Raw genomic sequence first — 17,484 nt, 5'->3', positions numbered from 1 at the left:
ACGCGGGGCCGTTCACCTAGACCAGGTGGGCGGCCCTCTTTTTGCTTTCAGGGGGGCTCATGAGGGTTTACCGGCATGAGATAGCCGGCGAGACGGTCACGGTGCACGTGCCCGAGACCACAGACGATCTCGGGGAATTCTGGAAATGGCTGTACCGGGCGCGGGAGCGGGGACCGATTGCGCTGGACACCGAAACGACCGGGCTCGATATCTACTCGGATCGGCTCCGGACTGTGCAATTCGGCGACACGCATGACGCGTGGGTGATCCTGTACGAGAGAGGCGGGTGGCACGCGCAGTATGCCCGTGAAGCGCTCCGCCGCTGCCGCCAAGTGCTGATCCACAACGCCATTTTCGATTGGCTCGTCTTGGACGAGCACGCGGAAACGCCCCTGGAAGTCCTCGCGCCGTGGACCACAGACACCCGCGTGCTAGCGGCCCTTATCGACCCGCGGCAGCCGTCCGAGGGCGGAGCCGGATCCGCGCTCAAGCCGTTGTCTGCCCGCTGGATTGACCCCGCGGCCCCGGACACGCAAAACGGGCTTACCAAGGTGTTCAACAGCTTGGGTTTCACCAAGGAAACCGGGTGGGCAAACATCCCGCTTACACACCCAACGTATCTGCTCTATGCGGGACTTGACGTCATCCTGACCGCCCGCCTCTACCCCGTGCTTCGGCGAGAGCTGGAACGGCTGTCCGTGCGCGCCGAGCTGGTGACGTACGAGCATGAGATAGCCCGCATGTGCGCGGTCATGCAGCGCCGGGGGCTCTTGGTGGACCAGGAATACGCGGCCCCGCTCGCCCGCCGGCTCGCCGAGGAAGCCGACCAGTTCGCCACCGTGGCAGCGCGATACGGGGTCACGTCGGTTGGCAGCCCCATTCAGGTGGCCGAAGCGCTGTTGGGCATGGGCGAGCGGCTGACCGAGCGGACAAAAAGTGGAGCGCTCTCGACAGACAAGACAGTCCTACTCCCGCTCGCCGACCTTGACCGGGACTGGCGACGCATCGGAGCCCGAGAGCCGAACCCCCTCGCGGATGCGGTGCTCCGGTCGAAGCGCGCCGCGAAGTGGGGCACGACCTACGCGCAAGCCTTCCTGTCGAACGCGTCTGTGGCGGGGCGTATCCACCCCACGATTTCGCCGCTCGCCGCGCGGACGGGCCGCATGTCGGTCACGGCGGGGTTGCACCAGTTGCCGAGTTCCGATCACGTCATCCGCCGCGCAATCCTCGCCGAGCCGGGACACGTCATGGTGTCCACGGATTTCCAAGCCGTGGAAATGCGAGTGTTGGCCGCCCTCGCGAACGTCAGACGGATGAAGGAAGGTTTCACCAGCGGCGGAGACGAGTTCGATATCCACGCCTATACCGCGTGGCTCATCAAGGGCGACAAGGCTACCGTGAGGGACCGCAAGGTTTTCAAGGGTGCGGGTTTCGGGAAAGTCTACGGCGGCGGAATCACCACCATATCTAAACAGACCGGAGCGACAGAGACCGAGATCGCGCACGCGGTTGCCGCTTATGACCGAGCTTTCCCGGAGATCAAACGCGCGTCGTCGCGGTGGCAGCGGCAGGCTTTCCAGAACGGCATGGTGTTTATCTCCGCGACCGGTCGCCGACTGCCGCTCGATCGGGATCGGACATACAGCGTCGTCAACTACGCGTGCCAGTCCGCGGCACGGGATCTCCTCGGGCAAGCCATGCTGAATGCCGAGAGCGCCGGCCTGTTGGAGTTTTGCCGCCTGCCTATTCATGACGAGCTGTTGGCGTCAGTGCCCCGCGAGGATGCTGCCGAGATAGCCCGCGAATTTGAGCGATGCATGACCATGGACCTATACGGTGTGCCCATCGTGGCCGAAGCAGAGATCGGCGGACGCTCGTGGGGCTCGCTGTACGGCGCGGACTACTAGTCACAGCTCGTTAGTGCTGCTGTCATTTCAGCATCGGAGAGTCACCGGATAAACCAACTCTGGATGCGTTGGTTTTCTAATGGTTGCATCCTCAATCATCACGGCACGGCCACGAAACGGGCCACCATCCGCCCAGTTCCAAACCCTGCGTAGCGATCGCAGGTAACAACATGGCCAAGCGTGACGGAAGGTCTCGCCTTATAGGCCATTCCAGAGGGTTAGCAATACTTTCAAGTAGATAGTCCAGTTCATCCACATTGCCGCTTGCGTGCCCGAGCCCAATTCTGGGATCACGCAGAGATCAGGCAATGCGCAAGCCCCGTCCTGCTAACCCGGGGCGGGGCCTTTTTTGTGCCCTTATCCATGCGCATCGGTTGAGTGCTACAGAAGCCCATAAGGGCTTCTCTGTGCCGTTCCGGGAATCCCTCGGTCCCTACCGGGGGCAACAACTCCCACCCGGAACGGTGTCCCTTGACTCAGCTCACGCGTGCCCAGATTTCCGATGCCAAAAACAACGACCTTGACGCGGTGTCATCGGTAATCAGGGAAACGGAAGAACTCGTAGCCGGTAGAGCCCGCAAGTTCGCATGCACTGGCGGCCACACCGACACGGACCTAGTAGAAGACCTTTCCCAGGTGGGACGAATAGCGGTTTGGGAAGCAATCGGCGAGTTCGCCGGCGAGGATCCCGCGCAGTTCATCGCACACGTTGATCGCAGCATTACCCGAGCTATGTCCGATGCGCGGCGCGAGGCAACTCGCCCCGGTATAAGCGCGTACACCGCCAAGCGGTTCGAAAAGGCAATCTGCCTTGCGTCGGGCGACCCGTACGAAGCCGAACGAGTCGCCGCGTCGGAAGAAATGGGTGACGAGAGATTGTCCCCCGAACTCGCACGTGCTGCCCGTTGGTCTTGGCTCGGACTCGACTCGCTAGACCGGCCGTTCAATATCGACATAACTGGTGCGCATATCACGCTCGGGGACGTTGTGGCGCAAGAGACTGGTATGCCCGCGGACCTGATTGAAGCGACGGATATTGCGAGCCACCGCCGCCGCGTGATCTGCGGGCAAGTACACCGCACGCTAGGGCTGTTGAGCGATCGGCAGCGTCACGTACTCAAGGCTACGCATGGCATCACGCCCGTTCCGTACTACCGAGCCGGCGAGGACGACGCCGAGCTGGCCAACGAGCTGGACGTGACCCCCTATCAAGTGCAACAGGCGCGCACCAAGGGAATGAAACGTTTCTCTGAGCTGTACCGAGCTGGTGCACGCGCATGGTGAGGCTGCCGACCCGCGACGGTGGGACAGTCGAGATCACCCCGGGCGGCGCCCTGGTGGACATCCATGTCCGGGACCGGGCCGGACGGACCGTTGCCACCGTCGTCCGCCGCGCCGGCGAGGCGATCCCTTGGCGGGTCGGACGAGGGGAGACGCGCCCTCGCGCCATACAGTGACCCCACCCCTTCCGCAGTGACTGTCCGTGACAAGGCCCCTGCTTCGGCAGGGGCTTTTTCACCTGGCGAAAAACGGGTCTGCGGTGAGCTGCGCGAGGATGCGTTGAGCGGTAAAAAGCCTGGACATGCGACCCCAACTTGGGCACAGTGGATGATCTTGCCTAAGTTGCAGCGACCGGAACAACACGCTCCGTAGGTGCTTCCCTTGCGGGAACAGGCGTTCTAATCTGTCCTCATGGTTACGCACAGCAATGAGTTCAGCGTTCACACGTCTGTGCTCGTGCCCGTGCCTGTGGGGGGCGAGCGCGTGACGTGGGGGGAGTGCCCGGAGGTTCCGGGAGTGTTTGGTGAGGACCAGATCGGGTCGTGCCGTGATCTGGTGCTCGTGGTGCAGTCGCAAGGGGGAGTGGTGGCGAAGTTGATGGAGCGGCTACGGCTCGACGTGCCCGGTTTCCGGCTGGTCGCCCGAGAGCCTGAGACGCACACCCTCGCCGGCTCGGTCGAATGGGTACGGGACCCACACTTTGGGCTGTGGCGTCAGCATGATGTGCCCTGGAGTGCGTGCGACTACGGGCAACACGTCCCGCCCGCGATTCCGAGGCAGCGTCGGGGGGCGCTGCGGAACCTTACGGACAAGCGGGCGCCTGCCGGCCCCGCCTCATGCGGGTATCAGCGGGCCGCGTAAGACATGAAAAAGCCCCGCCGCTCCGTGGGTGGAGCGGCGGGGCCGTGCGGCTGGGCGCTCGAAGGTGGCGGAGGACTCACAGTTCAGGCATGAGCCCTGACCGTTTCGCCATCTCTAGGAGGCCGGGTCGGGACCGTTGGTGAACTTTGAAGAGCACCCGCAACACCTCGCGGCTCATTGGGTGCACTTCCGCCATCTGAGGTGCTACCGCGAACGCACGGGATAGCGCCTGTTCTGCGCCCGCGTACTCGTTCAGGTCAAGCCGTGCGCGGGCAGCGTCAATGCACAGACGGCCGATCCTCGACGGCCGCAACCCTTGTGGTGGGGCTTCTATCAACGGTTGGGCAATCTCCGATGCAGTGTCGGGGCGCCCCAGTTCAACATGGGCGGCAAGTTCGTACAGGGCTTGGTTTCCGGGGCCAAAGGTCAGGTTGTGCCGCAGCAAGTCTTTCGGCAGGCGTGCGGCAAGCTCTTTGGCCTTCTCGTTGTGTGCAGCCCACGCGTTCCGGTCCTTCGCGCGGGACGCCAAAACAACCCCCCGCAGGTGAAGGGAGCCAAGGGAGACGGCCGACTCCACTGAGTCGTCAATGAGCGCTGATTCGTACTTGACAATGGCCCGGTCAATTATCGTCAACCCATCCCCGTAGTACCCGGCGGACTGGTACGTCCCTGCTTCGTTCCATGCGGCCGCGACTTCCGCGTTCGGGTTCCACGTCTGGTTGGCTGCCCACTGCTGGCGACTCACGATCATGTCCGCCAGGTCCGGCTGGGCCAGCCGATGGGCGACGGCGTACGCGCACCCATACAGATCGGCGAGTTGCCCCCACGCTGTCGCGTCGCCCCTTGCCTGAATGGCGACTGCTGTCGCCTGCCCCAGGAGCTGGGGTAGCACCCTCAACAGCTCTAGGTACTTCGTATCTGCCCGGAGCTGGGCCGCTTCCTTGAGGTTGGCGGCCAACCCGTCAAGCGGCGGAATGTCTTCGCGTGGAAGCGTGTGCCGACGCACTGCCCCCCGAAGATCATCCAACAAGTCGGTGTGCTCTGAGGGATCGGTGAAGGGGTCGCCGTACACACGTGCAGTCGAGACGCGGAGCGCCTTTGCGACGGCTGCGACAGTGGTGGGAGTAGCGGTTCGGGTGCCGTGCTCCACCTGCCGCAGCAACGACGAAGAGATGTGAGCCTGCCGGGCTAGGTAGTCGCGTGACCAGCCCCGAGCCTTCCGAAGGATTTCGATGTTCGCGCCCGCGCTGGGTGTCGTGGTGCTCATACAGCCAACCTTCCCACGGGGGCGCACGGGCGCTCCCAACTGGCCTCTGGCGTACGGCGCCTGAGTCACTTTTGTGTCAACTGATCTTGGTTCTGAGGGGTTGACTCAAAGAGTAGACGCCTGCAAGGGAGGAACGGCTAGATGACGCACCCGGCAGAGAAGCGGCACTCGAAAGATGATTCGCAGTTGCCTCGCACACCGACTCGTCCGGAGCTGGAACCTGTTGTGTACCCCGAGTGCCGAACGTGCCGCGCGGCGGGACGGGGGCGGGCGCTGGCCCGGCTGGACGGGCGCGGAGTAACACTCGACTCGTTCAACCAGATCATCCGCGACCACCCGCACCAGAGCGGAACGTGACTCGGCTGCCGGACCCCGTGGAGCTGGACGGCCCCCTTGTCCGGCCGTACATCCGTGCCGCCGAACGAGACAAGACCGCCGACGACACGACTCAGTTCGCGCCTCCTCGCCTCCCCGTTGACGGAATGCGCGGCCTGGTCGTGTTCAGACGCACCCCCAAGAACGGTGACCACAAGTGACCAAGCCCCCCAACCCCAGCCCCAGCCGGGAAATCCTCACCCGACTCATGCACTCACACGGGCACGATGGCGTGCTCCGTATGCGCACCAGTGGCGGCAGTGACGCCACCCTCAACCGTCCCCAAATCCCCCGACCCGAAGGCCAGCCCATGGCAACGCCCGTACCTTTGCGCGAATCCGAACGCTTGGCGGTACAGATCACTGGCACCAAAACAGTCACCGCCGAATGCGTGACACCGGTGGATGGCAAGCCGTGCGGCGCTAAGTCCGGCAAGTGGATGAGCATTGTGCCCCCGCAGGACTGGGCGCGCGGGCACTCGGTGAAGACCGGGCACACGAAGTTCGTCCGGCACGAGGATTCTGACTTCCAAGTAGTCCGGCCCATTGAAGAGATGGTGTGAGAGGCCGCGACGTGTTACAGACCCTCACCTGCTCGGCACTGGTCATCAGCGGTGTGGCCGCGTGCATCCTCTACGCGATCACCCGCGACAGATAAGCAACAGACCCCCGTCCCCTGTCGTTCCGGTCCAGCCACGGTTCCCCTGACCCGTGGTCGGCAGGGGGCGGGCCGCAAACGCCCGTCTGGACTCCTGTCCGTGTAGGCGGGCCGGGGCGGGGCGCCGGTTGACCAGCGGGTGGCAACCGGTGCCCCATCCCACAGGCGCCCGTCCGGTCGCTTAACTTCCGGCAGAAGGCAGGCGGCCGGGCGGGTCGGCAAGTGCACGACGGCAATGGGGACTGACCCCATTCCGGATCTTGAGGAGGCGAAAGCCTGTGGAACTCAAGGAAGCACTGCAAGCCAACGGGAACGGCGGCGGTGAAGATGACACCGGCGGCCACGGCGAAGACAACACCGACATCGAGGAAGGCGACGGCCAGGGGGGCAGCGGCTCCCCCGGTCACGTCTGCTGATCAGTGAGTGAGCGAACTGCCCCCAGTCGGCCCCGTGTTGCGGCTGGGGGCAGCCGCACGGATGGATACTCTGCTGCCCATGCCCAAGACCCTCAGCGGTACTGCACCACTGATCATTTCGCCGTTCCGACACAGGTTCGACCCAGCGGAATTCTGCCTACTCGCCTACTCCTCGTACGAGCTGCGCGGCGTGGTGGGAGTGCTACCAGATGAGAAGGGCGATACACCTTCCCTGTGGGACATGGCGGGTCGGAACCTGCCCCGAAACATTCTGCCAACCTCCGAAGCGGAGGAGTACGGGCGGTGGCTTCTGAACTGCGCTTCCGCCCTCCGACTCCTCACACCCCCAGACGCAATCCGGGTCTCTGGCCAGAGGTGGGACCTTGATCTACAGAGGACCGTTGATCGCTTCAAGCCTCACCAGTACGGAGAGACGGTTTACGGGTGGTACGGCGTGCATGTGGGGATCTTGTCTTTGGGCGATGAAGGCAAAGCGATCACAAAACACGCCCTTGCAGCCCTACAGGCAAGGCGGCGTTGACCGCCCCACATGCGGCCCCGTTCGTGCGCTTCCCCCCGTGGCGCCGGGCGGGGCCTTCGGCGCGGGCCTCACCGCCCGTTCCGTCTCCCCATAACCACGTATGTGATCCGCAGCGGGGCGAGCAGCGAGACCCGCCCGACAACCCTAAGTGACTGCGGTGGGCTATTCGGCGTCCTACTGCTCGCCGGCGGGCTCGTCCTGGTCGCGCACGGAAAGCTGCACGTCCGTGCGAACTCGGCTGCCCTTGCCCCATTCGGTTTCGACAAGCCCACGTTCCCGCAGCATCCGCACTGCGCGTCGGGCGGTCTCGCGGGCTACCCCGTACTCGCGGCAAAGCTCTGCCTCTGACGGGATGGCCTCGCCGGGGCCGTATGTTCCTGCCGTGATCGCAGCGGTAAGCGCCTCCAGTACCCGCATGTACGGGGCGCGCGGGCGGTGCGGGTCAGTCGGCGTCTCAGGCATGAGGGAGAGCGTAGACAGGACGACTGATCTCCAGCGACTCAGACGAGTTAGACAGGTAGACAGGTTAGACGTGCCGGTCTACCGTCATTTGCGCAACGAAAACACCCCGGGGACCGGTCCTACGCGGTCCGCCGGGGCTCGCCGAGACAGCTTTCGAGGAGCTGACCGACTTATGCGCGACTCTATCGCCCGTGCCCTCACATGGGTGCTCGCCTTATTCATCCCGTCCGCCCGCCGGCCCAATCCCGGACGCCACAGCGCGGCATACCTCGCCGACCAGCCCGCCCCCAGCGCGCCCAGCCCATGGGGCAAGCCCTGGACCACGCCGACACCGCCCCATGTAGCCGAGCGGTGCGCCCCACTGCGGGGTGAGGATGTGCAACTCGTCCGCCCCTACTACGCAGGCTTTCGAGCACCGCAGACCGAAACCGAGTGGCAGTTAGAGCGTCGTCGGGCAGCAGCGTTCGCCGCTGCGGGCTATGACTACCCGTACAGCTACCCGGGCGCGCCGCTCGCCGGGGCGGTGTCGGCATGAGCAGCAACATAGCGCGCTACTTCCCGCGCGTTCCGGCAGCCCACGCGGCCAAGTGCTGCAAGTGCGGTCACCACACGTGCATCCGGATTCCGGTCCGGCATATCCCCCGCACCAGCGGTCCCGATCACATCCTGTACGCGTGCCCGACCTGCGCCCCATACATCGTCCCGGGTCCGACGCTGGACGAGTTGGCGCCCCCCGTCTGGGGACCGCTTCCCGAGTAAGCCCGTAGGTATCCAACAGCCCCGTTCGGCCACGTGCCGGACGGGGCTTTTCGTGTGTCAAGTGTGGTCATCACGGCGTACGTCCCGTGGTAGGCATTGGTGATCTTTTTATGCCGTCAGGGAGGGGCCGCAGTGAAGCGGAAAACTTGGGTCTTAGTGGGGGCGGGCATCCTCGCGTTCGGTGGGGTGCTCAGCCTCTTTCAGGACGACCAGGAGGACACAGCTACGGCAGCCCCGAAGCCATCCGCGACAGCACCAGCGAAGCCCGCCGCGGAAGCGGCAGAGTCCGCTACAGAAAGCGGCATCCCCTCGCCCGATGCGGGGCAGCAAGCGGCGCTGACACGGGCGCTTCGGACCATCGACCCCGGTCTGGTGGCCAAGGAAGAGCGGGCCGTGAGTCGAGCCCGCGACGTGTGCGCAGACATCAAGGGCGGCAAGGATGCCGCAACCGTGCAGCGCAACACCAAGAGCCGCTATGAGGGCGGCAGTGTCCCGAACCTCACGGACGACCAGGCCGCCGACATCGTGACCGCGGTGAAGTCGTCGTTCTGCGGCTGACCAGCAACAAGTAAGCCCCGTCCGGACCCTCGGACGGGGCTCGCTGCTGTTCCGGGTCCTGGTGGGGCGGTATCGTAGAACTGGTAGTTAGAGGTGTTGGGGTCGCCGACCACCACCACGTCGGCCTTCGGGTCCACGGCGAGGACGTCTTTCACGAAGGCGTTGACGGCTTGCGCCTGCTGGACGCGCTGGGTCTCCGACGTACGGGCCGGGGGCTGGAAGCGGCTGTCGAGGCCCTGGTCGCCGCCCTTGGAGTTGAAGTGGTTGGCGACGACGAAGACCGGGCGGCCCCGGAAGCAGAACTGGCCGGCCAGCGGCTTGCGGCTGTTGGCCCAGGCGGCGTTGCCGGGGTCGATGCGGCCGGGGGAGGCGGTCAGGCGCGGCTTGCCGTGGGAGCCGGTCACCTTGACCGGGGTGGTGGCGTCGCCCCCTGCGACGTCCGTGAACGAGACGCGCGCCGGGTTGAAGAGGAACGCGGTGCGGATGTTGCCGCCGGGCTGGCCGCCGTCCTGGTTGTTGACCGGGTCGATCTGGCGCCACTCGTAGGACGGGCCGCCGGCCGCCTTGACGGCCTCGGTGAGCTGCTTGAGCGTCGCGTTCGCCGAGACGGTGCCGTCGTTGGTGGGGCCGTTGTCGTCCTGCACTTCCTCCAGTGCCACGATGTCCGGCGACGCGAGGTTCTTCACCAGCGCCTCGGCCAGCCGCGCGAACTTGGCCGGCGGCGTCTTCGGGGAGAGGTTCTCGACGTTGTACGTGGCCACGGCCAGCTCGTCGGCGGCCTGCTTGCGCGTGGTCTCGCGGGCCGGGCCGCGGTCGGTGAGCGTGCCCAGCTCGGTGGCCGCGATGCCGTACCCGCCGAAGTTGTCGTAGTCCAGCGGGCCCGCCGTGGTGCCGGTCAGCTCGTCGCCGGTGTCCGCGACGGGGAAGGGGCGCTGGGCGAAGGGGACGAGCGACGTGATCTTGATGCGGCCGGAGTTGGGGTCCTGGTACGAGCCGTAGAGCACGCCGCCGCGCACGGTGCGGTTGTGGCGGGGCTCGGCGGTCGCCCACAGTTCGTTGTGCGAGTTGGTCGGGCCGACGACGGACGCGTCCGTGAGCGAGACCCGCATGCCTTCCAGCGACTCGTAGCGGTCCAGCGCGTACGAGTTCGGGCGCAGCGGCAGGCCCTCGATGCTCTTGCCACCCGCCGACGGGGCGTAACGGTCCGGCACGGAAGCGGCGTTGAGCTTGAAGGCGGTCGGCAGCGGGTTGCCGGAGGAGGCCACGGTCCAGGCGGCGGCGGTGATCTCGGTGACGGACTGCCCGCCCGCCTGCTCGCCGCCCGGGTAGTACTCGCTGACCGTGCCGGAGACCCGTACGGAATCGCCGACGGCGACCTTGGGCGTCTCCTTGCCGGTGAAGACGAAGACCGCCTCGCTGGTGGCCGCGTCGCGGTCCGGCTGCGGGTCCTGGACCCAGAAGCCGCGGGCCGAGCCGAAGGCCCGTACCGCCGTGACCGTGCCGGGGACGTCGGCGACCTGCTTGCCCGCGAACGGCGAGACGCGGGTCGTGCCCTGGATGTCGTGGATGCGGGTGCCCGCGGCCGACGCGTACTGGGGGACGGCGAGCAGCCCGCCGGTCAGCGCGGCGGCGGTCACCGCGGTCAGCGCGGCCGATCTGCGCAGCGTGCGGCGGTAGGGCGGACGGGACGGTTCGTGCGGCGGTATGTGCGCGGACACGGCGGGCCTCCGGAAGGCGGGTGAGGGGTGGGGTACGGCGTGGAAGAAGGCGGAGATGCGGCGGAGCGGAAACGGTCCGGCCGTCTCTACGCGCGTCAATCTCTTGTGTGCTCCCGGCAGTTGTCAAGGTTCGCCGGGTGTACGGGTACGGAAACCAAGGTGAACCGCCCGAGATGCGCGGAATTCCGTCTACGCTGGGGCTTCGCACGAGCCGTAGTCCGCACGAGGAGCTGAACCCGAGATGTCCGCAGACCGCCCCACCCTGCCGCCGGTGCGGCTGCACTCCGACGCGGAGCTGGCGCGGGACGCGCTGAGCGCACCGCTGCTCGCCCGGGCCGCGAAGCTGGCCCGCTGGGCCGAACCCGGGGTGCCCGTCGGCGTGGGCGGCGAGATCCTCCAGGAGCAGCTGGCCGCAGCCGTCGCCCACCTCGGCCTCCAGGACGACGAGGACGGCGCCGGGTATGCCGCCGAGGCGTGGCAGCTGGCGGTCGACACCGGCCTGGTGGAGATCGAGGAGACCGCCGAGGAGGACGACGACCGGCCCGGCGACGCCGCCGTCGGCACCGCCACCCCCGGCGAGGAGCTGTCGCTGCTGACCTCGGGCAGCCCGCAGGACATCCTCGACATCTGGCTCGGCGGCATGGAGACCGTGCTCGCCGACGCCGTGGCGCCCGACCTCTCCGACATCGCCGACCAGATCGCCGAGGGCGGCGAACTGGACCTGGACGCGATCGACTGGAACCCGGAGGAGGAGGCCGAGCTGCTGGACGGCATCCTCGGCAACCTCTACCTGCTGACCGCCCTGAACGAGGACCCCGAGCAGGCCGTACCGCTGCCCGCGCTCGCCGCCTCCATGATCGTGCCGGACGACATGGACGAGCCGACCGACGACATCCTCGAAGAGGTGTCCGAGGCGATGATGCGGCTCGACGACCAGTTCCGGGTCCTGGAGCCGATCGGCCTGGTCGACTTCCGGCCGGTGGACGAGGCGCTCATCGAGGAGCTGGACGAGGACGGCGTGACCACGCGGCCCGCCGAGCCCCTGGAGGACGAGGACGTCTCCCGCTACGGCATGGTCCGCCTCACCCCGCTGGGCGTCTACGCCGTACGCGCCCGGATGCTGGACGCCGGCATCGAGGCACCGGCCGTCGGCGACCTCACCGACAAGGGCGCCGACGTGCTGCTGGACGCGCTGCCCGGCTACCCGGAAACCCTCGCGCAGGCCGAGTCCGAGCAGTGGCTCGCGGCCCGCGCGCCCGCCGACGCCGCCCGCGACCTGCTCGCGGCCGCCCGCGGCGACGACGAGAACGCGCCGCTGCGCCGGCTCGCCTGCCAGCAGACGCTGTCGCTGGCCGGCCCCGAGGCCGAGCCCGCGCTGCGCGAGGTGCTCGACGACCGGCAGCTGGGCGGGCTGGCCCGGGTGTGGCTCGCCGAGCGCGGCGCCGCGGACATCCCCGAGCCGTCCCAGGACATGATCTTCTGGCTCACCGTGGACACCATCGCGGCCCAGCTCGACGCGGCCGAGGCGGGCGAGGAGAGCGCCGCCGAACTGCGCGGCCTCGTCGAGGGGCTGGTCGGGCAGCACAACGGGTTCTTCGACGCGGCCTGGCGGGTGGACCACCCGGCGACCGCCGACGTCCTGGAGGCCATGGGCCGGCTGCACCCGGACAAGAAGGCCGCCAAGGAAGCCCGCAAGGCCGCCTTCAAGGCGCGCTCCCGCCGGTCGGGTTGAGCACGCACGTACGAGACTCCCGGGGGTACGGCCGTACCGCCGCGCCCCCGGGAGCCGCGGCCGGCGGGCGGCGGGAACACCGTGGCGCTCCCGCCGCCCACCGGCCTGGTCCTGCGGCAACGCGCCGTCAGCACACCAGCTGGGTCACGCAGTTGAACGACGTGGACTGGCCGTTGAAGCCGTAGGTGCCGCGGTAGGACAGCGGAACCTGGAACTGGCCGATGATGGTGACGGTCGCGGCACAGTTGCCGCCGCTGCCCGGCCGCTTGGCGTCGATGCGCAGCGACGAACCGATCGAGCCGCCGGTGATGTCCCACGGGGCACCGCAAATGCCGGTGGTGATCCGGCCGCCCGTGATGACGTTGGTGTTCGGGTTGTAGGTGACCTCCATGTCGAAGGTGAGCGCCTGGTTGTGGAGCGCCATCTTCTGGGTGACCTGGAGGGCCTCCGCCGAGACGTCACGCTGTACGGCGAACGCCTCGTCGCGGGTCTTGACCTCGGAGCCCTGGGCGTTGACGAACTGGTGCTCGCGGCCCGGCCCCTTCCTCTTCTGCGCTGCGCTTGTCATGGCTCTCCCTCGGGCTCGGTGGGTCAGGCCAGCTGCTCGGCGATCTCGACGCGCAGCAGCGTGCGGACGGTCTCGATGTGGTTGACGATGGTGACCGTCGACGAGCCCGCGAAGAGCAGTCCGACCGCGACGTTGTCGAGCGAGGTGACCAGCGAACCGGAGTCGCCGCCCGCCGAGATGTTCGTGGTCATGATCTGGTCCTTGAAGCGCGCCGTGCCGGCCGTGCCGTAGTTGACGTCGACCGTGGCGTCGGTGGAGACGATCCGCCCGAAGCTGATGTTGGTGGTCCGGCCGGTCTTCTTCACCAGGTCGCCCACCGCGACCGACGACTTGCGGCGCCACGCGCGCGGCGCGCCGCTGAAGTACTGCTGCCGCGTCGCGTCCTCGAACTCGATCTTCGCGAGCGCCGCGTCCACCACGTTGTTGTGCTGGGTCAGCGGGATCTGCGGGGCGAACTGGATCGAGATGAAGCGGTCCAGCGTGCCGATCCGGTCCGCGGGGTCCGTCCCGCCGTCGAACTTGCCCGGCTGCAGCACGGAGCTGCCCAGCGGCGCGCGGTTGGAGTCCGCGAGCACGTGGTTGTTGCTGAGGATGTAGAACTTGCCCGGTACGCCGAGTCCCGGCGCGGGCGGGTTGGTCGCGGCGCCCGGCAGGAAGTCGTACACCACGCTGCCCAGCGTGCCCGCGGTGACCTGCACGTTGCCGACCGAGAAGCCGGCCGGGCAGGGCCGCATCCGGCGCTTGAGGAGCTGCGGCTCCAGGGCGCTGCCGAGCTGGCTCAGCTCTTCGAGCATCGGCTGGGACAGCGAGCCGAGCCGGCCGCCGTCGCTCGCGAGGGCCTGCTCCTCGCCCATCGGCGACCGGCCCTGGCCGCGCGGCATGCGCTGCTGGGCCTGGGCGGAGATGTGGCCGACGGCCAGGACGTCGGTCGGGGTGCCGTCGTCCATCTCCCGGGGGATCAGGTCCCGTTCGGGCAGCATCGACTCCGGGACCTTCTGCGTGACGAAGACCAGGACGGCTTCCTCGCCGGTGGGCTCGCCGTTGGTCCACTTCACGCCGTGTCCGAAGCCGACCACGTTCGCGGTCGGGTTCTGCGGGTGCATGAAGTCGGAAAGTGCCTGTTGGCGGGAGGTGTCACTGACCTGACCGCCGGTGGGTCCGCGCATCATCTCGGGCTGGTTCACACCAGACCACCTCTTCCCCGGTAGGCGTCCCGCGCGGCTCTCAGCCGTGCGCCGCGCGGTGCGCGCACAGCTCGGGCGCATCGGCGGTGACGGCTGCGGGGCGGGACCGCGTTCGCTTGACGAGCCCTGGCCGTCGCGACGGCGGGGCTCTCAGGGGAGGGCGGGAACCCGGCACGGAACGGTCCCCGGGCAGTCCCGTGCGGCCGCGGGCCACTCCGCTCTCCCAACGGGTGATGCAGGTAAGGGACTGTCTATTGCCGGGCCGGTCGGCGGTCAAGGAGGTACGCGATAAATCTTGCGCTTACTGCGCAGATGCCGCTGATGACCTTGTTTGCCATGGTTTTCCGGGGTGGAGGGTATCGCTTCCCGGACATCGCGGCGTTGTGGAGGGTTCAACCGCAGTTCCGCGGGACGCGCCAGGGTGTGCCCGCAAGGAACTGGGGCACGAACCGGCCATCTTGGAGACGACATGCCGCTCACCCGCAGAGACTTCGCCGTGCGCTCCGCCGCCGCCGGCGCGGGCGTCGCGCTCACCGGCAGCGTGGGCGTACTCGCCACCGCGCCCGGCGCCATCGGGCAGGGGGTCCCCGACGCGCAGGAGCCGGCCCCGGCCGCCGCCGCGCGCAAGTGCGGGCCGGGGTACGGGCCGCTGGTCCCGGACCCGGCGGGCATCCTGGCCCTGCCCGCCGGATTCACGTACAAGATCATCACCCGGACCGGCGTCACCAAGCTGGAGAGCGGCGAATCCACCCCCTCCAACCACGACGGCACCGCCACCTTCGAAGGCCCGCGCGGCAGCACCCTGCTCGTCAACAACCACGAGCTGAAAGGCCCCCGCGCGAAGTGGCCGCACCCCGTACCGCTCGCCGAGGGCCTGGTCTACGACCCGGCGGCAGCCGGCGGCTGCACCGTCGTCGAGGTCTCCCACGACGGCTCGCACGTCTCCGAACGGGTCGGCATCGCAGGCACCTCCACCAACTGCGCCGGCGGGCGCACCCCTTGGGGAACCTGGCTGACCTGCGAGGAGACCGAGGACAGGGCCGGCCAGAACGGCATGACCAAGGACCACGGCTACGTCTTCGAGGTCGACCCCCACGACGCCCGCGGCGCCCGCAACCCGCGTCCGATCAAGGCGCTGGGCCGCTACGCGCACGAAGCCGTCGTCGTCGACCCCAAGCGCGGCCACCTCTACCTCACCGAGGACGCCGACCGCCCCAACGGCCTCTTCTACCGCTGGACTCCGCCGCACGGCTTCAAGCACGGCCGCGGACGGCTGCGCACCCTCGCCGACGACGCGGGCGTCCTCGCCGCGCCCCGCTGCTACGACTCCGGCGGCCGGTTCGTCGACGACCTGTCCCGCGCCACCAAGACCGGCACGGTCTACGGCGTCGACTGGACCGAGGTCCCGGACCGCGACGCCCGTACCACCCCGGTCCGCAAGCAGTTCCACGACGGCGCGGTCACCCGGGCACGCAAGCTGGAAGGCATGTGGTGGGCCGACGGCGGCGCGTACATCGTCGCCTCCTTCGCCCGCGAGGAGAGCCCGGTCCAACACGACGGCCAGGTCTGGTTCTACGACCCCCGCCGCCGCACCCTCACCCTCAAGGTGCTGCTCGGCGTCAACACCGACCCCGGCAAGGACGGCGCCTTCGACGGCCCCGACAACATCACCGTCTCGCCGTACGGCGGCCTGATCATCGCCGAGGACGGCGAGGGCGTCCAGCACCTCTTCGGCGCCACGGACGACGGCCGTACGTACCCCATCGCCCGCAACGACCTCAACATCGGCACGCCCGGCGAACCCGCGTACAGCGAGTTCACCGGCCCGGTCTTCTCGCTCGACGGCCGCACGCTGTTCGCCAACATCCAGGAACCCGGGATCATGCTCGCGATCACGGGGCCGTGGCGGCGCCAGCGGTGACCGTGCGGTAGCCGGGGCGCAGGCGCCTGCGTACGCGCCCGCGCCTGCCGTATGCACCCGCGCCTGCGTGCGCGCCCGCGCTTGCGTGCGCGCCCGTGCCTGCGTGCGCGCCCGCGCCCCGCGGGGAATCGCGCCCCTCCCCGCACCGTTGCACCAGGTGTGAGCACGCGGACGACCAACACCACCCCCTTCTCCCTCCTCGACCGTTCCCGGACCCGCCAGGGCCACCCGGAGGCCGAGGCGCTCCGCGACACGGTGGACCTCGCCCGGCACGCCGAAGCACTCGGCTACCACCGCTTCTGGGTGTCCGAACACCACAGCGTGCCGGGCGTCGCCGGCTCGGCACCGACCGTGCTCGCCGCCGCGGTGGCCGCCGCGACCACCCGCATCCGGGTCGGCACCGGCGGCGTCATGCTGCCCAACCACCGCCCGCTGGTCGTCGCCGAACAGTTCGGCGTCCTCGAATCCCTCTTCCCCGGCCGCATCGACATGGGCCTCGGCCGGTCCGTCGGCTTCACCGACGGCATCCGCCGCGCCCTCGGCACCGACAAGGAAGCAGCCGACTCCTTCGCCGCCCAACTGGCCGAACTCACCGCCTACTTCACCGACGGCCCACGCCCCCACCCCCAGGTGCACGCCCGCCCGGCAGAGGGCCTGCGCGTCCCCGCCTTCGTCCTGGCCACCGGCGCGGGCGCGGACATCGCCGCCCGCGCGGGCCTGGCCCTGGTCATCGCCGACCTGCGCGGCCGCGAAGCCATGCGGGAAGCCATCGACCGCTACCGCGCCGCCTTCACACCCTCCCCCCTCTGGCCCCGCCCGTACGTCATCGTCTCCGGCACCGTCGCCGTGGCCGAAACCCGCGCCCAGGCCCGCGACCTCCTGCTCCCCGAAGCCTGGTCGATGGCCTACTCCCGCACCCACGGCGTCTTCCCGCCCCTGGAGCCGGCCGAAACGATCACCGCCCGCGAGCCCTCCCTCCCCCCGAAGACCCGCGCCTACTACGAGTCCGCCCTCAGCGGCCACATCTACGGCACGGAGACAGAGGTCGCCGCCGAACTCGACGCCCTGCTCACCTCCACCGCCGCCGACGAATTCCTGGTGACGACCAGCACGTACGACCGGACGGCGCTGCTGGAGTCGTACGAGCGACTGGCACGGGTAGCGGGGCTGGAGGGCTAGTGTCCTGAGTCGGGATTTCGCTGCGGATGTTGCTGTCGGTTCGGCATTCTGGACGGATGGCGAGGACGGGGCGGCCGAAGGCCGAGTTGGTGCTGACC

General features: G+C 68.3%; 14 protein-coding genes. 9 read left to right on the top strand and 5 right to left on the bottom strand.

Annotated features, from left to right (window positions below; all coding sequences use genetic code 11):
- Positions 1 to 59 precede the first annotated feature (59 nt).
- Positions 60 to 1,907, top strand: coding sequence for a DNA polymerase (locus ACH4OW_RS23830; protein ID WP_398029947.1), 1,848 nt, complete (start codon positions 60 to 62; stop codon positions 1,905 to 1,907).
- A gap of 471 nt (positions 1,908 to 2,378) precedes the next feature.
- On the top strand, positions 2,379 to 3,191 hold the full coding sequence (locus tag ACH4OW_RS23825; protein WP_398029946.1) for a hypothetical protein: 813 nt from the start codon (positions 2,379 to 2,381) through the stop codon (positions 3,189 to 3,191).
- Between the two features lie 934 nt (positions 3,192 to 4,125).
- Here the strand turns inward: ACH4OW_RS23825 and ACH4OW_RS23820 are convergent.
- Positions 4,126 to 5,316, bottom strand: a complete 1,191-nt coding sequence (locus tag ACH4OW_RS23820) for a helix-turn-helix domain-containing protein (protein ID WP_398029945.1) — start codon at positions 5,314 to 5,316, stop codon at positions 4,126 to 4,128.
- A gap of 532 nt (positions 5,317 to 5,848) precedes the next feature.
- Between ACH4OW_RS23820 and ACH4OW_RS23815 the strand changes: the two genes are divergently transcribed.
- The 3 genes from ACH4OW_RS23815 to ACH4OW_RS23805 all read left to right on the top strand — a co-directional run bounded on the left by ACH4OW_RS23815 (position 5,849) and on the right by ACH4OW_RS23805 (position 7,305).
- Positions 5,849 to 6,253, top strand: coding sequence for a hypothetical protein (locus ACH4OW_RS23815; RefSeq protein WP_398029944.1), 405 nt, complete (start codon positions 5,849 to 5,851; stop codon positions 6,251 to 6,253).
- Between the two features lie 373 nt (positions 6,254 to 6,626).
- Positions 6,627 to 6,764: a hypothetical protein gene (locus tag ACH4OW_RS23810; RefSeq protein ID WP_398029943.1), complete on the top strand. Its 138-nt coding sequence runs from the start codon at positions 6,627 to 6,629 to the stop codon at positions 6,762 to 6,764.
- Between the two features lie 79 nt (positions 6,765 to 6,843).
- Positions 6,844 to 7,305, top strand: a complete 462-nt coding sequence (locus ACH4OW_RS23805) for a hypothetical protein (RefSeq protein ID WP_398029942.1) — start codon at positions 6,844 to 6,846, stop codon at positions 7,303 to 7,305.
- Between the two features lie 174 nt (positions 7,306 to 7,479).
- Here the strand turns inward: ACH4OW_RS23805 and ACH4OW_RS23800 are convergent, their stop codons facing one another.
- Positions 7,480 to 7,767 carry a GntR family transcriptional regulator gene (locus ACH4OW_RS23800; protein WP_398029941.1) on the bottom strand — a complete coding sequence of 96 codons (288 nt, stop codon included), beginning with the start codon at positions 7,765 to 7,767 and terminating at the stop codon, positions 7,480 to 7,482.
- An 891-nt stretch (positions 7,768 to 8,658) separates the two neighbouring features.
- On the opposite strand from ACH4OW_RS23800, the gene ACH4OW_RS23795 reads away from it, so the two are divergent.
- Positions 8,659 to 9,084 carry a DUF732 domain-containing protein gene (locus ACH4OW_RS23795; RefSeq protein ID WP_398029940.1) on the top strand — a complete coding sequence of 142 codons (426 nt, stop codon included), beginning with the start codon at positions 8,659 to 8,661 and terminating at the stop codon, positions 9,082 to 9,084.
- On the opposite strand, the gene ACH4OW_RS23790 is transcribed toward ACH4OW_RS23795, so the two are convergent.
- Positions 9,000 to 10,802, bottom strand: coding sequence for an endonuclease/exonuclease/phosphatase (locus ACH4OW_RS23790; RefSeq protein ID WP_398029939.1), 1,803 nt, complete (start codon positions 10,800 to 10,802; stop codon positions 9,000 to 9,002). The two genes, ACH4OW_RS23795 and ACH4OW_RS23790, sit on opposite strands and share 85 nt — an antisense overlap.
- Positions 10,803 to 11,043: 241 nt before the next feature.
- Between ACH4OW_RS23790 and ACH4OW_RS23785 the strand changes: the two genes are divergently transcribed.
- Positions 11,044 to 12,534, top strand: coding sequence for a hypothetical protein (locus ACH4OW_RS23785; RefSeq protein ID WP_398029938.1), 1,491 nt, complete (start codon positions 11,044 to 11,046; stop codon positions 12,532 to 12,534).
- Positions 12,535 to 12,661: 127 nt separating this feature from the next.
- Here ACH4OW_RS23785 and ACH4OW_RS23780 read toward each other — a convergent pair whose 3' ends face one another.
- Positions 12,662 to 13,102, bottom strand: coding sequence for a hypothetical protein (locus tag ACH4OW_RS23780; RefSeq protein ID WP_360126494.1), 441 nt, complete (start codon positions 13,100 to 13,102; stop codon positions 12,662 to 12,664).
- 23 nt (positions 13,103 to 13,125) lie between these two features.
- Positions 13,126 to 14,286: a hypothetical protein gene (locus tag ACH4OW_RS23775; RefSeq protein ID WP_398029937.1), complete on the bottom strand. Its 1,161-nt coding sequence runs from the start codon at positions 14,284 to 14,286 to the stop codon at positions 13,126 to 13,128.
- Positions 14,287 to 14,755: 469 nt separating this feature from the next.
- Between ACH4OW_RS23775 and ACH4OW_RS23770 the strand changes: the two genes are divergently transcribed.
- Positions 14,756 to 16,207, top strand: coding sequence for an alkaline phosphatase PhoX (locus tag ACH4OW_RS23770; RefSeq protein ID WP_398029936.1), 1,452 nt, complete (start codon positions 14,756 to 14,758; stop codon positions 16,205 to 16,207).
- 159 nt (positions 16,208 to 16,366) lie between these two features.
- Positions 16,367 to 17,386: an LLM class flavin-dependent oxidoreductase gene (locus tag ACH4OW_RS23765; protein ID WP_398029935.1), complete on the top strand. Its 1,020-nt coding sequence runs from the start codon at positions 16,367 to 16,369 to the stop codon at positions 17,384 to 17,386.
- Positions 17,387 to 17,484: the final 98 nt, after the last annotated feature.

This window comes from Streptomyces sp. NPDC017056, from assembly GCF_044332485.1.
Lineage (GTDB): Bacteria > Actinomycetota > Actinomycetes > Streptomycetales > Streptomycetaceae > Streptomyces.
Note: the sequence above shows the minus strand (reverse complement) of the source record. Positions and strands in the feature narration are given on the sequence as shown.